This window comes from Dickeya chrysanthemi NCPPB 402 (assembly GCF_000406105.1).
Lineage (GTDB): Bacteria > Pseudomonadota > Gammaproteobacteria > Enterobacterales > Enterobacteriaceae > Dickeya > Dickeya chrysanthemi.
The window spans coordinates 1,196,965-1,211,038 of record NZ_CM001974.1 but is presented as its reverse complement, the minus strand read 5'-3'; the positions used below and the strand labels follow the sequence as shown (position 1 = coordinate 1,211,038).

The window sequence follows — 14,074 nt, the reverse complement described above, 5'->3', positions numbered from 1 at the left end:
AACCTCCCAACCGGCGTGAAAAGAAGGCGGTACCGGTGGGATACCGTGACTTCCCTACGCTGGCATTATCCAGATCAGGTAATACGGGTTTTTCTCAGCCTTCACGCAGAAGGGCACCCCGAGTCAACGAACACCATTATTGGGAGTATTCACCCAAAAGGTCAATGTTAGAAAAACGCTCTCCGCTCCATCAGGTTGCATTTAAGCGCATAAACGATTACCGGCCAGCGACGGCGCCCGGTGAAACACCGCTTCGATATTGTAGCCATCCGGATCACGGACAAAGGCGGCATAGTAATCAGGGTGATATTGAGTACGCACGCCGGGCTGGCCGTTATCCACCCCGCCCGCCGCTACCGCCGCAGCAAAAAACGCATCCACTTCCGCTCTCGATTCGGCGCTGAAAGCAAAATGCGCCGGTGGGTGCGATGGCACCTCACCCTGAAAAATCCAGAATTCGCCGCCCGGATCGGAAGACAGGCCGTATCCCATCAATACGCCGAAGCTCACGGCGAATTTCATGTCCTTAACCTGTTCGAACCCTAATGGCTTTAACGCCTGCTCATAAAACCGCCGACTGCGACTCAGATCAGACACCGGAATACTCAAATGATCCAGCATGTTCCCTCCTTCTGGCGATTGAATTCTGTGGTTTTCCACTCCGGTTCGCATCACGTTCGCGCAGTGGAATGACCAACATAATCGCGTTGGCGGCGGGAAAAGATGATCCAGATCTATAAGATAATGCCTATTTATTCATTAAAAGTGATTTTTTATCAAATCACTACCACTGTGAAATCACCATCACAGCCCCCCGCTGCGTTTTGCCAGTGGACGGCAACCCACCCAGACGTGGCTGCGTCAGCGTTTATCCTTCATGCGTTGTCGTATTGTCATAGCCCAGGCGGCCGATAAACGGCAAACGCAGCGCAGGCGGGTTGAAATCCAGCCCCAGGTTCGCCCCCAGAATGTTGACTTCAACGCCCTCTTCCACTCCCAGCGTCAGGCCCAGCACACCGAGCAGTGAAACCTGTACACCTCTTCCCGACGGCGGCAATCCCACCGGGTGGGTTAACGAGCGAAAATCCTTACCGATGGCATTCGCCGGCAGGTCCAGTTTCAATTCCGGCACTTCCCGGCCGATATGCGCCATAAAGGTATTGCTATTCGGGCCGGGCCAGGCGTGATAGGTGTGCGGCCAGGGGTAGCGGCTGATCGCCGCTTCTATTTTCGGGATCATGGCGGCGGCACTCGCCCCGCGATGTTCAACCAATAACCGCGGCGTTGAGCCGAACCAGAATCCGTCGGGCACGCTATAGTTACGGCGAATAACCTCATCGCCGCCCCAACCGATCACCTCGTAACGCTGAAAACGGGTTTCCCCCGCTTTTTTGATGATAATCCAGGGGTGAACCGCCACCAGCCCGCGCCAGCCGTAGGTAGGCGCGGTATAAACCTGCACAATCGCAATATTGCTCAGAGCCGCCGGATCCGGCGCGATACCGGCAGAGTCGCGTCGCGCCGTCCAAATACTCTGGCCTGAAACGCTCGCCTTATCCTCACGCCATGTGGCCTGCGCCAGGCTGCGCCCAAATGACAAAATCAACACACCGATAAAAACGACACCCACTACCTTGAGGTAATTCATCGCTTCGGTTTTCTCCTGAATATGCGGGGGAATTTAAAGAAGATTAAGCCTATCGTGCCTCGCTGCCGGACGGCAACAACCGTGGATAAACCTGGCCATCGGGGGTTCATGCATAGTTCATGCATAGTGCTAAAGCAACGTTTATCACCGGTGCCAGCCAGGTTCAGTTCAAAGAAAATAATCATTTTTCATTTTCGCTACTATGAATAAGCGCATTGGATGTGCCATAGCCCGAAAGCACTTACTCTTCCCGAAGGCGGTTTGTCTGCCTGTTCATGTAGCATTTTCTGACTACCAGCACGCATTACAGGGCTATCCATAACGATGGAAGGCGCAGCCCTGCTAATATCCATAGATAAGATAAAATTCTACATATTTGCTATTTGCACCACCACCGCCTACCCTCTCTGAAGAGGGAAAAAGGGCAGAAGGATACTGACAGAGGATAACTGAAGAATGCAGGAGCGCAGACGAAGGCTTCTACTTAGTACAAGGAAAACTCGTCATGAATTTCCAACCCAAATATGCCAGTAGCGAATCGCCGAACCCGGTTCAGGCTGTCGCCGAGTTTGCCAGCCAGATTGGTCATGAAGGCATCGATACCGTCATTTTTTTCTGTTCTCCAGACTACGACCTGGACATCCTGGGTCGGGAGTTGAAGAACACCTTCTCCTGTTCCTGCATAGGTTGCACGTCTTCTGGTCAGATTGGTATAGAAGGCTTCCAGCACTCCGGACTGTTGGGTCTGGGGCTGGGCAAAGACTTTCGCACTCACGCCTTCATGATTCAGCCTTTGGTTAACTACACCTCGGTAATAGCCGACATCGCCGAAGCCATTCGCCTTGATACCGAGGCCAGGCCGAACCTGCATCGCTTCGGCCTGCTGCTGGTAGACGGTCTTTCTATGGTTGAAGAGCGCCTGGTTGCGAACCTCTACCAGCAGATCGGCAACGTTCCTATCATCGGCGGTTCCGCTGGCGATGACCTGCGTTTCGAGAAGACTCACGTCTATGATGGAAATGGACGATTCATTTCCGATGCAGCCGTATTCGCCGTTATCGAGACCAGTTCGCCCGTCACCACCTTCAAGGTGCAGCACTTCGAGCCCAGCGAGGTGGAGCTCGTCATCACCGAAGCCGACCCGGAGAAGCGGCTCATCCTGGAGATAAACGGCGAACCTGCCGCTCAGGTTTACGCGGAAGCCCTGGGCCTGACGGTGAACGAATTGACGCCGACCGTCTTTTCCCGCCACCCGCTGGTGCTCTCTTTCGGCGATGAGCCCTACGTCCGTTCCATACAGAAGTGGAACGAAGACCTCTCTCTCACTTGCTACTGCGCCATCGAGGAAGGACTGATCGTCGCTATCGGCAAAGCGGAGGACCCGGTCCAAACCCTCCAGCAGGCCTTTGACAAGGTCCGCGAGACAATTCCGGAGCCCGCGATAATCATTGGCTGCGATTGCATCCTGCGTCGTCTCCAGTTCGAACAGGAAGGGCTTGAACAGCAGATTGGCAACGTCATGATGCAAAACCGGGTAGTGGGCTTTTCCACTTACGGCGAGCAATACAACGGATTGCACGTGAATCAGACATTCACGGGCATCGCCATTGGAGGACAAGACGTTGACTGAAGGAACATTTTCCGAAACGTCCGTCATAGGACTCTCCGTTGCCGAATACGAACGCAAGCTCGCCGCCCGGGACAAGACTATTGATGTACTCAAGCGCCGCATCGCACAGGAGGCCCGGCACAGTCACGCAACGCCTTTTGCCATCCTGGAGCAGAATGTAGGCCTGGAGAAGGTGGTCGCCCGTAAAACCCTGGAGTTGGAAAACGAACGACAAGAGTTAGAAAAAGCGCTGACCGAGCTGCGCTTCACCCAGGCCCAGTTGCTACAGGCGCAGAAAATGGAGTCCATCGGCCAACTCGCCGCCGGCATCGCCCACGAAATCAACACGCCAACCCAATACGTCTGCGACAATGTGGGTTTCGTTAAGACCGCTACCGTTTCCCTGCTAAGCCTGTTGGATTCCGCTCTGGCACTGGCTGAGGTTACGCGGGGAAAAATGGCCGAAGAGCCCACGGTGTTGGAATTCGATGCGGCCCTCAGGCGCACTAAAGTGGAGTTCCTGCGCCGCCAGATTCCAAGCGCTTTAGACGAATCACTGGAGGGCCTGGGTCATATTGCCAAGATCGTGGCCGCCATGAAGGAATTCTCCCACCCTTCTCATAACGAGAAGGAAATGGTGGATGTGCGCGAGGTCATCAACACCACGGTGACCGTCGCCCGCAACGAATGGAAATACGTGGCGGAACTTGAGACACGCTTCGAGGACGATTTGCCGCAACTGCCGTGTCTGCGCGACATGATTGGTCAGTCCATTCTCAACCTGGTAGTGAACGCCGCCCACGCTATCGCAGACACCATCCAGGAAGGCGTCAAAGAAAAAGGCCACATCATCGTATCAGCAGCACGGAACGGCGAGCATATGGAGATCCGAATCAAAGACGACGGCAGCGGTATTCCCGCCGGGATCCGCGACCGCATCTTCGATCCCTTCTTCACGACCAAAGCCGTAGGCAAAGGCACGGGCCAGGGTCTCGCCATTGTCTATTCGACCGTAGTGGACAAACACGATGGACGGATCCGTTGCGAGTCGGAAGAAGGTGTGGGCACGACGTTCATCCTGCAACTGCCCCTTCACTGCCACAAAGAGGATTGCCCTGCATGCAAGTGATGTTCGTCGATGACGAAAGTCGGGTGCTCTCCGGTATTGAACGGGCCCTCATGATGCAAGACACCGACTGGGAATGCCGCTTCGCCAATAGTGGTCATGAAGCACTTACGATGCTGGAGGAAAAACCGGCCGACGTAGTGGTATCCGACATGCGCATGCCCTTCATGGATGGCGCAGAGCTGCTTTCTCAGGTACGCAACCGTTGGCCCGGCACCATACGTATCATCCTGTCTGGCTACTCTGAGCCTGAGGCCACCTTGCGCATGCTGGACGTGGCCCATCGCTTTGTTTCCAAACCCTGCGACAGCACGGTGCTGCTGGCGATGGTAGGCAACGCTCTGGCCCTGCGCGACAGGTTTCAGGACCCAACGCTGGTCGAGATAGTGGGCCGCACCAGCAGGCTGCCTGCCTCGCCCAACGTGTTCACCGAAATAAGCCTTCTCCTTGCCGATCCTGCCAGTGATACCCGACAGATCGCCGGGCTGCTGGGCAGTGATCCAGCTCTGAGCGCCAAGATTATGCAGCTTGCTAACTCGGCCTGGTTCGCCAGAGGCGGTCACATTAATGATATCGGCAACGCCATCACCCACTTGGGTCTGGATCAGGTGAAGCTACTCGTCCTGGCTTCTCAGGTCTTCGCAGATGTGAAGACGGCCCCCTATGTGGACCAGCTACAACAACACGCCCAGCTCGCTTCTACCCTGGCAGCCCGCATTTCCGGCCACCAAGGACTGGAGGCGACCGCCGCCTTACTCGCCAACATTGCGCTGTTCATCCCCGAAATGAGGGAGGTGAACTATGAAACCACCACAACTCGCTGCACCCCCCCCATACACGCCACGGTAGGCGCGTATCTGCTGGCCTTGTGGGGGTTGCCCGTGGACATCGTGGAAGCCGTGGCCTGTCATGCGCAGCCTTCCCGTTCTACAGAAAAAGCCTTCGGCGTGATCGGTGCCGTGCATGTCGCGGTCACTCTCGCCAACAACGGTGTCCTCGATCTGGACTATCTCGAACAAACTGGCGTGCTGAACAAACTGCCGCAGTGGCAGGCGATGCTCGCCCACACGCAGGAAACTCTCAATGACTGAAACTGCCTTGCCCCGGGTGCTGTGCGTAGATGATGAACCCAATGTGCTCGCTGCAATGGAGCGAAACCTCTTTGGCGAATTCGACGTAGTTGTGGCTCACAGTGGTGAAGCCGGCCTGGACGCCATTCGCTGGGGTAAGCGTTTTGCCGTAATCATGTCCGACATGCGCATGCCCGGCATGGACGGCGCCGCTTTCCTCGCCAAAGCGCGGGAAATCTCCCCCGACAGTGTGCGTATTCTCCTCACCGGGCAGGCCGACGTGGAATCCTCCATCGCGGCCATCAACAAGGGGGCCATCTTCCGCTACCTCTGCAAACCGTGCCCCAAGGAGGAACTGGTTTCAACGCTTAACGACGCCGTCAGTCAGTATCGTCTCGTGTGCGCGGAAAAGGAATTACTGGAAACCACCCTTACCGCCTCGGTCAAAACGCTAACCGACGTGCTCGCCATGGTTGCTCCATGGGCTTTTCAGCGGGCAGCCTTCGCCCAGTCCTGTGTCCGCCACGCACTGCCCAAGCTGGAGTGGCCCGATAGTTGGATATACACCATTGCCGCCTCATTGAGCCAAATCGGCTGTGTCGGTATCCCCGCCGACATCGTCCAGGCCGATGCAGCTCAGCGCAAGCTATCGGAGGACGAGAAAAAACTCCTCCTGGAACATCCGGATGTCGCGGGTCGTCTGGTAGAACACATTCCCCGCCTTGAGCTGGTAGCCGAGATTATCCGCTACCAGGCCAAACCGGCCCCATCCAGCGCGCCCACAGAGGTGATCCGTGGCGCTCAGCTCTTGCGCGCCGCTCTTGAACTGGAACGCCACGCAGCCCGGGGGCTGGGTCTGGAGCACCCAGGGGAAATCCTGCGCGCGGTAAAGCCGCCGATCCCCGAGTACATCATCAAAACCCTGACTAATTTTCGCGCTAACGTGGCCGGCGTTCGCTCTGCACGCATTAGCGAATTGAAGCCCGGCTGGGTGGTGGATGAAGACATCCGGACCACCAACGACTTAATGGTGCTCACCAAAGGCCATGAACTCACTGACACCGCGATCTCCGCTCTTCAGCGTCTTCTCGCCGTCAACGCCGTCAAAGAGCCGATACGGGTGAGTGGGGTTCCAGACACAGAGCCGCTTTGATATCAGGTTATGCTCACAAGTTACGTGGAGAAAGCGCCGTTATAGCGCTTTCTGTTGTATGCTCCAGTCCCCTATCCTCACTTCACGCCAGACATATTGAACGCGTCGCACAAACTACGCACGCCGGCCCGGCTTCATTCAGCGCTAAAATATTCGTAATATATCAAACAAAATAGTTTTCAGCGGATGCACTCTATGTCTTACTCCATCGGCGAATTTGCCAGACTCTGCGGTATTAACGCCACGACGCTCAGGGCATGGCAGAGTCGCTACGGCCTGCTGAAACCGCTGCGTACCGATGGGGGACATCGTCTGTATAGCGATGCGGATGTCCAACAGGCGTTGAAAATTCTCGACTGGGTAAAAAAAGGGGTTCCCGTCAGCCAGATTAAACCGCTGCTGGAACGCCCGCAGACGCGACGCAGCAATAACTGGGCGACATTGCAGGAAACCATGCTCCAGCGTCTCAGAGAAGGCCGCATTGAATCGCTGCGCCAGCTTATCTACAACACCGGCCGCGAATACCCCCGGCCGGAAGTCGTCAATGAGGTATTACGCCCGCTGCGACGCCACGTATCGGCGAATATTCCCGCTATTATGACGCTGCGGGAGATACTCGACGGTCTCATTATTTCCTACACCTCGTTTTGTCTTGAAGGCGACCGAAAAGCGCCCGGAGACAATTATCTGATCGGCGGCTGGCAGTTGACCGACCCCTGTGAAATCTGGCTGGAAGCGCTGAAACGCACCGGACAAGGCCATCGCATTAATGTGCTGCCGCTTTCCCCAGCCACGCCTGCGCCGGAAATTTTCCCGGACAGGCAATGGCTGCTGGTAACCAGTGGGAAACTCACGGTGGCACGCAAAAAACAAATCGAAAAGTGGCGCGAGCAGGTTGCCTCGCTGGAAATTATCTTATTGTAAACACCCGCTGTACGCTGCCTGAGCGCTGAATGAGCCTTGCCGGTCAACACGCCGAGACTGAATTTCCTTTGCTGCCAGCTCGCACCTCAACGCACGCATCGCCAGATACCACGCCCGGCAAACGCTGAACCACACCGCTATTTGCTATTTGCTATTTACTATTCGCTATTCGCTATTCGCTATTCGCTATTCGCTATTCGCACCGACGCCGTCAATACCGGCACACTTTTTCAAGCCGTATTTCCGCCTGCCAAAGACCATACTAATATCATGATTTTAAAAAACTATACAAAATTATCCTCAAAAAACTTAGACAAAAAACCGAGTTTGTGTAAGTTTTAATTATACCGTTTTGATTCAGAATTGCCCGTTGCAAGGGGTAACGCCCATGAGCACACTACGAACCGTATTCGACAACTTTGCCGGCTTTTATGCCGGGTTGGATACCCAGCCGCTGGAGAGACTGCCTGCGATCTATCACCCGGACGCCCTGCTCGTCGATCCGTTTGGCCAGCATCGGGGGTTGCCCGCCATACAACGCTATTTCGCCCATTTACTGGAAAACACCGCGCAATGCTATTTCACCGTCGATGATCCCGTCTGCGATACCCATCGCTTTGCCATGAGCTGGACGATGCACTGGTCACATCCTCGTATTGCCGGCGGCAAGCCGTTGTCGCTGTCGGGATGCTCTATCGTCGAGCTGCAACAAACGCACATCACGCACCAGCGTGATTTCTACGATGCCGGTGAAATGATTTATGAACATCTGCCGGTGCTGGGGTGGGCGGTTCGCCACGTGAAAAGGAGGGTATGCGCATGATGACGGTACTTATCACCGGCGCCAGCTCGGGCATTGGCGAAGGGCTGGCGAAATCCTGGGCCGACGAAGGCCATACCGTCATCGCCTGCGGCAGAGATATCGATCGCCTGACCACACTGAGTCAGTACAGTCCGCATATCACCATTCGTCAATTCGATATGACAAATAGTCAGGCTTGCCATGCGGCACTGGCCGACTGCCGCGTCGATCTGGCCGTGCTGTGCGCCGGAACCTGTGAATATATCGACCACGGTGTTATCGACCCGGAACGGGTATCCAGGGTCATCAACACCAATTTTATCGGCCCGATCAATTGCCTGGCGGCCTTGCAGGCGCAACTGGCGCCCGGCAGCCGCGTTGTGCTGGTCAGTTCCATGGCTCACTGGCTGCCCTTCCCACGCGCAGAGGCTTACGGCGCATCGAAAGCCGCGCTGAGCTGGTTTGCCGACAGCCTGCGGCTGGACTGGGAGCCCAAAGGCATTGCCGTCACCGTCGTTTCGCCGGGCTTCGTCGATACCCCGCTTACCCGTAATAACGACTTTGCGATGCCGGGCCTCGTCACCGTAGAACACGCGGTGGCGGCGATACGGCGCGGCATCACGGCGGGCAAATCACATATCGCTTTTCCAGCCGGATTCGGCGCACTGCTGCGACTGCTGTCGTGGCTTCCCGGTATCGCTCAACGCGCACTCCTGCGCAGGATGGTAAGACCATGAAAATCGCTATTATCGGTAGTGGCATTGCCGGGCTGACTTGCGCGTGGCGGCTTGCGGGGCACCATGACGTAATCATGCTGGAAGCCGCGGCTACGCCGGGCGGCCATACCGCTACGGCAGATATCACCACGCCTTCCGGCAGCTATGCCATCGATACCGGATTCATCGTCTATAACGATCGCACCTACCCACGTTTTATGGGGCTACTGAGCGAACTGGGTATCCACGGGCAAAAAACGGAGATGAGTTTTTCGGTGCATAATCCGGCGAGCGGGCTTGAGTATAACGGCCACTCGCTGCGTTCACTGTTTGCGCAGCGCAGCAATCTGGTTAATCCCCGTTTTTGGGGGCTGTTGAAAGACATTGTCCGCTTTAATCGCCTGGCGAAACAGGCGGTTACCCAACAGGTCGGCGATGACGAGACGTTGCAGACCTTTTTGTCGCGCCACCGGTTTAGCGCTTTTTTCGCCCGCCACTATATTTTGCCTATGGGCGCGGCGATCTGGTCTTCCTCATTGCAGGAGATGCGCCGCTTCCCGCTCGCGCTGTTTTTGCGCTTTTTTGACAACCACGGTCTGCTGGACATCACGCAACGTCCGCAATGGTACGTGGTGCCCGGCGGTTCACGGGAATACGTGCGCGCCCTGCTCACTCAGTTGGAAAATCGCTTCACGCTTTGCGTCAACACACCCGTGAAAAAGGTGGTACGCCACGCTCAGGGGGCGGATATCCATCTGGCGGACAGCACTCTCGCGGTCGATCAGGTGATTTTCGCCTGCCACTCTTCGCAGGCGCTTGCCCTGCTGGATAACCCCAGTCGCGAAGAGACGGAGATTCTGGGCGATATCGGCTGGCAACGTAACGAGGTGGTTTTGCATAGCGATAAACGCTGGCTACCGGTACGACCTGGCGCCTGGGCCAGTTGGAACTATCGGCTGCATCGCGATGATCAAGCCAGCGCCTGCGTCACCTACAACATGAACATTTTACAAGGGCTGCCCGAGGGGAGCCCCTTATTCTGCGTCACGCTCAATCCCGATACCCCTATCGATGAGCGTTATATCTGGCAGCGTTTTGTCTACGAACACCCTCTGTTTAACCCGAAAAGCTGGCGTGCCCAGTCACGGCGCGCACAGATTAACGGCCGGCAGCACAGCTGGTTTTGCGGGGCTTACTGGTACAACGGTTTTCACGAAGATGGGGTACGCAGCGCGCTGGATGTGGTCAAGGGAATTGCCGACTGGAGGAGCAATGAATAACTGTCTCTATCGGGGCGTCTTGCGTCACCGGCGCTTGTCACCCCGCGAACATCAGTTTAGCTATGATGTATTTATGGCTTACCTGGATCTCGACGATCTGGATAACCTGCCGTCGCTGGGGATTCGCCGTAACCGCTTTGCCACCGTCGCCTTTTACGACAGCGACTACCCGCTGGGCACGCCGCTGAAAGCAAACGTCCTTGACCGGCTGGCGACACTGACCGGCGAGCGCCCTGACGGCAAAGTGATGCTGTTAACGCAGTTGCGCTACCTGGGGGTTCATTTTAACCCGGTGAATTTTTACTACTGCTTTGATGCCGACGAGACCCTGCGCTGGGTGCTGGCCGAAGTGCGCAATACGCCGTGGAATGAACGCCACTATTACGCGGTTAATGCTCAGGATACGCGCCCTATCGCCAAGGCGTTCCACGTTTCGCCGTTCAACCCGATGAATATGGACTATCACTGGCGGTTTAACCGCCCCGACAAAACGTTACATATGCACATCGAAAACCATCAGATGCACAGTGAAAACCATCAGGATGAAAAAGTGTTCGACGCCACACTGACGCTGTCGCGTAAGCCATTAACGCGCCTGCATCTGCGCCAAATGCAGCTCGGCATTCCATTGATGACCGTCAAAACCGTCGCGGCTATTTACTGGCAGGCGCTGTTGCTGTGGCTCAAACGCGTTCCTATTCATAACCACCCTGCCGGCAGGAGTGAACGTTCATGACCGAGCCCGTTTTCGCGCTTGAATCCGATGTACCGCGCACGATTCGTTTTGCGCGTCGGCTGCTTTTTCGCCTGCTGGCAGGTTTACAACAGGGTTCGCTGACGGTTCGCGAAGGCAGTCAAACCTTCCATTTTGGCGATGCCGCCGCTTCCCTGCGCGCCGAAGTCAGCATCCTTTCGCCTGACGTTTACCGACGCCTGCTGACCGGCGGCAGTATCGCCGCGGCAGAGTCATGGATGGACGGCGAATGGGAAACAGACCAGCTAACCGCGTTACTGCACATCATGGCGGCCAACAGCCGGGTACTGAGCCGGCTGGAGTCCGGCTTCCGCTTACTGAGTCAACCGTTCGAGCGCCTACGGCACTGGACAAGGCGCAATCACCGCCGGCAGGCGCGTGCCAACATTGCCGCCCATTACGATTTGGGTAATCAGTTTTACCAGTATTTTCTTGATGAGGCGTTGCTCTATTCCAGCGCGCTCTTTACCCCCGACACACCGGACCTCGCCGGCGCCCAGCAGGCGAAAATACGGCGATTGTGTGACGAGCTCACACTCACGCCCGACGATCACCTGCTTGAAATCGGCACCGGCTGGGGCGCACTGGCGGAATTCGCCGCACGCCATTACGGCTGCCGGGTGACCACCACCACCCTGTCCCGCGAGCAGTATGATTATGCGCAGGCGCGTATTGCCCGTGCCGGCCTGCAAGAGCGGGTAACCGTGCTCTTGTGCGATTACCGCGACCTCACCGGCCAGTTCGACAAGCTGGTATCGGTAGAAATGATCGAAGCCATCGGAAAAGCGTTTTTACCGCAGTTTTTCCAGACTTGTCAGGCACGCCTGCGCCCCGGCGGAAAAATGGCGATTCAGGCGATCACCATTCAGGATCAACGCTACCGCGACTACGGCAAAAGCGTCGATTTCATCCAACGTTATATTTTCCCGGGCGGCTTTTTGCCCAGCGTCACCGCCATCAGCAACCTGATGACGCGCCATACCGATTTTGTGCTGCGCAATCTGTTCGATATGGGCCCGCATTATGCCCAGACGCTGGCGCACTGGCGGCAGCGCTTCCTGCATGCCTGGCCGGATATCGAACGGCTTGGGTTCGATACCCGCTTTCGTCGCATGTGGCTGTATTACTTTGGCTACTGCGAAGCCGGTTTTAACGCGCGCACCATCAGTGTGGTGCAATTGACCGCTGAGCGGGTGTGACATGCCGACGCGGCTGATGACGGGAAAGCGCAGATGCAAATGAAGCGCCGCGTCCGCTTGCTGGTCGGGCTTATCGCCGTTCTGAACGTCGCTTCGGCGCACGCCGCCGACTGGCTTGGCTGAGCCCGCAGACCCGCTATCCCGAATTACGCCGGCAATTACTGGGGGGTGAACGATGAAACGATTTCTGCTGTTCAGTGTGGCGATGCTGATGTTGCTAACCGGCTGTAGCACCGACATTAACGACTACCGCGCTCAACAACCACGGCTCGATATCTTTCACTATTTTCAGGGCCGGACGGAAGCCTGGGGGATGGTGCAGGATCGCAGCGGCAAGCAACTACGCCGCTTTCACGTCGTTATTCACGGCGAAGCGGCGGGCGACACACTGACGCTTAACGAGCAGTTCGTCTATGACGACGGCGAACGCCAGCAACGCGTTTGGCATATCCGCCGGGTCGGCTCCCGGTACGAGGGCACCGCCGGAGACATTGATGGCGTCGCTTACGGTCAGGCGGCAGGCAATGCGTTTCACTGGCAGTACAGCATGAACGTGAAAGCGAACGGCACAACCTGGTTGCTCAACTTTGATGACTGGATGTTCCTGCAAGACGAAAATCACCTGTTTAATAAAACGGAAATGAAGAAATTCGGCATTATCGCGGGCTACGTCACGCTGTTTTTCAGTAAAGGGGCAACGCCATGAACAGTAAACCGGTAATCGGTATTAGCGGATGTCTGACCGGCTCGGCCATTCGGTTTGACGGCGGGCATAAACGCCTGCGCTTCGTGATGGATGAACTGTCGCCGTGGGTCACTTTCCAGCCGGTCTGCCCGGAGATGGCTATCGGTCTGCCCGTCCCTCGCCCGGCGTTACGCCTTATCCAGACCGCCGATGGTGATATCCGTATGCGCATGAGCCATGCGCCGCAACAGGATATGACGGAAAAAATGAACCATTTCGCCGCCGATTATCTGCCTGGCGTCGGCCGCCTTGCCGGGTTTATCGTCTGCGCGAAATCGCCCAGTTGCGGCATGGAGCGCGTGCGGCTGTACGATGAACGGGGCAACCGCGGCCGCAAAGAAGGCGTCGGGTTGTTTACCGCCGCCCTGCTGAAAACCTACCCGTGGCTTCCCGTTGAAGAGGATGGCCGCCTGCACGACCCGGTATTACGCGAAAACTTCGTGGAACGCCTGTTTGCGCTGCATGAACTGAACACACTGCGCGATAACGGATTAACCCGTCGAACCCTGCTGGCGTTTCATAGCCGCTACAAACTTCAGCTACTGGCGCACCATCAGGCAGGCTACCGCGAGATAGGCCCTTTCGTCGCCCGACTTCACGAGTGGGACGATCTCGAGGCCTTTTTCATTGCTTATCGCCACAAACTGATGGCGATACTCAGGCAACCAGCCTCGCGTAAAAACCACACCAATGTGCTGATGCACATTCAAGGGTATTTCCGTAAACAGCTCAATAACCGCCAGCGGGCGGAGTTGCGCGCGGTGATTATCGGCTACCGGGCAGGACGCCTGCCGATTCTTGCGCCGCTCACGCTGCTGAAGCACTATCTGGCGGAACACCCGGACGAGTATCTGCTGACGCAAAACTATTTTGACCCGTACCCCGAAGATCTGGGGCTACGCTTAGCGGTGGCCTGATTATTACTCAAAAACGGGGCGCTGCCGCTGATGTCGCAAGACTCTGCAATCCATCTATTAACACCGTCAACAGCACCTGCAATTTGAAACATGACGGGTATATGATGTCGTGATCACTGCCAAAAAAGAGA

Annotated in this window: 14 protein-coding genes and 1 riboswitch; of the genes, 12 read left to right on the top strand and 2 right to left on the bottom strand. The window is 56.4% G+C overall.

The window, feature by feature from the left end; all coding sequences use genetic code 11:
• Positions 1-34: 34 nt before the first annotated feature.
• A riboswitch (TPP riboswitch) is annotated at positions 35-131 on the bottom strand.
• Positions 132-201: 70 nt separating this feature from the next.
• Both DCH402_RS05545 and DCH402_RS05540 read right to left on the bottom strand, forming a co-directional pair.
• Positions 202-621 carry a VOC family protein gene (locus DCH402_RS05545; RefSeq protein WP_040000253.1) on the bottom strand — a complete coding sequence of 140 codons (420 nt, stop codon included), beginning with the start codon at positions 619-621 and terminating at the stop codon, positions 202-204.
• Positions 622-868: 247 nt separating this feature from the next.
• The gene (locus DCH402_RS05540) at positions 869-1,648 is read right to left on the bottom strand and encodes a DUF3750 domain-containing protein (RefSeq protein ID WP_040000252.1); all 780 of its coding nucleotides are present in this window, start codon (positions 1,646-1,648) and stop codon (positions 869-871) included.
• Positions 1,649-2,153: 505 nt separating this feature from the next.
• On the opposite strand from DCH402_RS05540, the gene DCH402_RS05535 reads away from it, so the two are divergent.
• From DCH402_RS05535 to DCH402_RS05480, 12 genes are all read left to right on the top strand, one after another.
• On the top strand, positions 2,154-3,278 hold the full coding sequence (locus DCH402_RS05535) for an FIST N-terminal domain-containing protein (protein WP_027711340.1): 1,125 nt from the start codon (positions 2,154-2,156) through the stop codon (positions 3,276-3,278).
• A complete protein-coding gene (locus DCH402_RS05530) occupies positions 3,271-4,386 on the top strand; it encodes a sensor histidine kinase (RefSeq protein WP_040003403.1) in 1,116 nt (371 codons plus the stop codon). The genes DCH402_RS05535 and DCH402_RS05530 overlap by 8 nt, the downstream gene beginning before the upstream one ends.
• Complete coding sequence (locus tag DCH402_RS05525) at positions 4,377-5,474, top strand: HDOD domain-containing protein (protein WP_040000251.1); 1,098 nt, start codon at positions 4,377-4,379, stop codon at positions 5,472-5,474. Before DCH402_RS05530 ends, DCH402_RS05525 begins: the two co-directional genes overlap by 10 nt.
• Entirely contained in the window at positions 5,467-6,606 is a 1,140-nt protein-coding gene (locus tag DCH402_RS05520; protein ID WP_040000250.1) for a response regulator, read from the top strand. Before DCH402_RS05525 ends, DCH402_RS05520 begins: the two co-directional genes overlap by 8 nt.
• Before the next feature lie 195 nt (positions 6,607-6,801).
• Positions 6,802-7,530, top strand: coding sequence for a MerR family transcriptional regulator (locus DCH402_RS05515; protein WP_040000249.1), 729 nt, complete (start codon positions 6,802-6,804; stop codon positions 7,528-7,530).
• Positions 7,531-7,918: 388 nt separating this feature from the next.
• On the top strand, positions 7,919-8,353 hold the full coding sequence (locus DCH402_RS05510) for a nuclear transport factor 2 family protein (protein WP_040000248.1): 435 nt from the start codon (positions 7,919-7,921) through the stop codon (positions 8,351-8,353).
• Positions 8,350-9,069 carry an SDR family NAD(P)-dependent oxidoreductase gene (locus DCH402_RS05505; RefSeq protein ID WP_040000247.1) on the top strand — a complete coding sequence of 240 codons (720 nt, stop codon included), beginning with the start codon at positions 8,350-8,352 and terminating at the stop codon, positions 9,067-9,069. Before DCH402_RS05510 ends, DCH402_RS05505 begins: the two co-directional genes overlap by 4 nt.
• Positions 9,066-10,328 (top strand): NAD(P)/FAD-dependent oxidoreductase, encoded by a 1,263-nt coding sequence (locus DCH402_RS05500; RefSeq protein WP_040000246.1) that lies wholly within the window; start codon positions 9,066-9,068, stop codon positions 10,326-10,328. The genes DCH402_RS05505 and DCH402_RS05500 overlap by 4 nt, the downstream gene beginning before the upstream one ends.
• Positions 10,321-11,064 carry a DUF1365 domain-containing protein gene (locus DCH402_RS05495; RefSeq protein ID WP_040000245.1) on the top strand — a complete coding sequence of 248 codons (744 nt, stop codon included), beginning with the start codon at positions 10,321-10,323 and terminating at the stop codon, positions 11,062-11,064. The genes DCH402_RS05500 and DCH402_RS05495 overlap by 8 nt, the downstream gene beginning before the upstream one ends.
• Positions 11,061-12,281 (top strand): SAM-dependent methyltransferase, encoded by a 1,221-nt coding sequence (locus tag DCH402_RS05490; RefSeq protein ID WP_040000244.1) that lies wholly within the window; start codon positions 11,061-11,063, stop codon positions 12,279-12,281. The genes DCH402_RS05495 and DCH402_RS05490 overlap by 4 nt, the downstream gene beginning before the upstream one ends.
• A gap of 175 nt (positions 12,282-12,456) precedes the next feature.
• Positions 12,457-12,987: a DUF3833 domain-containing protein gene (locus DCH402_RS05485; protein ID WP_040000243.1), complete on the top strand. Its 531-nt coding sequence runs from the start codon at positions 12,457-12,459 to the stop codon at positions 12,985-12,987.
• On the top strand, positions 12,984-13,943 hold the full coding sequence (locus tag DCH402_RS05480; RefSeq protein WP_040000242.1) for a YbgA family protein: 960 nt from the start codon (positions 12,984-12,986) through the stop codon (positions 13,941-13,943). The genes DCH402_RS05485 and DCH402_RS05480 overlap by 4 nt, the downstream gene beginning before the upstream one ends.
• The last annotated feature ends 131 nt before the right edge of the window (positions 13,944-14,074 follow it).

What these genes read in the sequence shown, in the direction of transcription:
- DCH402_RS05545 (WP_040000253.1), bottom strand. Translation starts at nt 621, where the DNA reads ATGCTGGATCATTTGAGTATTCCGGTGTCTGATCTGAGTCGCAGTCGG.
- DCH402_RS05540 (WP_040000252.1), bottom strand. Translation starts at nt 1,648, where the DNA reads ATGAATTACCTCAAGGTAGTGGGTGTCGTTTTTATCGGTGTGTTGATT.
- DCH402_RS05535 (WP_027711340.1), top strand. Translation starts at nt 2,154, where the DNA reads ATGAATTTCCAACCCAAATATGCCAGTAGCGAATCGCCGAACCCGGTT.
- DCH402_RS05525 (WP_040000251.1), top strand. Translation starts at nt 4,377, where the DNA reads ATGCAAGTGATGTTCGTCGATGACGAAAGTCGGGTGCTCTCCGGTATT.
- DCH402_RS05520 (WP_040000250.1), top strand. Translation starts at nt 5,467, where the DNA reads ATGACTGAAACTGCCTTGCCCCGGGTGCTGTGCGTAGATGATGAACCC.
- DCH402_RS05515 (WP_040000249.1), top strand. Translation starts at nt 6,802, where the DNA reads ATGTCTTACTCCATCGGCGAATTTGCCAGACTCTGCGGTATTAACGCC.
- DCH402_RS05510 (WP_040000248.1), top strand. Translation starts at nt 7,919, where the DNA reads ATGAGCACACTACGAACCGTATTCGACAACTTTGCCGGCTTTTATGCC.
- DCH402_RS05505 (WP_040000247.1), top strand. Translation starts at nt 8,350, where the DNA reads ATGATGACGGTACTTATCACCGGCGCCAGCTCGGGCATTGGCGAAGGG.
- DCH402_RS05500 (WP_040000246.1), top strand. Translation starts at nt 9,066, where the DNA reads ATGAAAATCGCTATTATCGGTAGTGGCATTGCCGGGCTGACTTGCGCG.
- DCH402_RS05495 (WP_040000245.1), top strand. Translation starts at nt 10,321, where the DNA reads ATGAATAACTGTCTCTATCGGGGCGTCTTGCGTCACCGGCGCTTGTCA.
- DCH402_RS05490 (WP_040000244.1), top strand. Translation starts at nt 11,061, where the DNA reads ATGACCGAGCCCGTTTTCGCGCTTGAATCCGATGTACCGCGCACGATT.
- DCH402_RS05485 (WP_040000243.1), top strand. Translation starts at nt 12,457, where the DNA reads ATGAAACGATTTCTGCTGTTCAGTGTGGCGATGCTGATGTTGCTAACC.
- DCH402_RS05480 (WP_040000242.1), top strand. Translation starts at nt 12,984, where the DNA reads ATGAACAGTAAACCGGTAATCGGTATTAGCGGATGTCTGACCGGCTCG.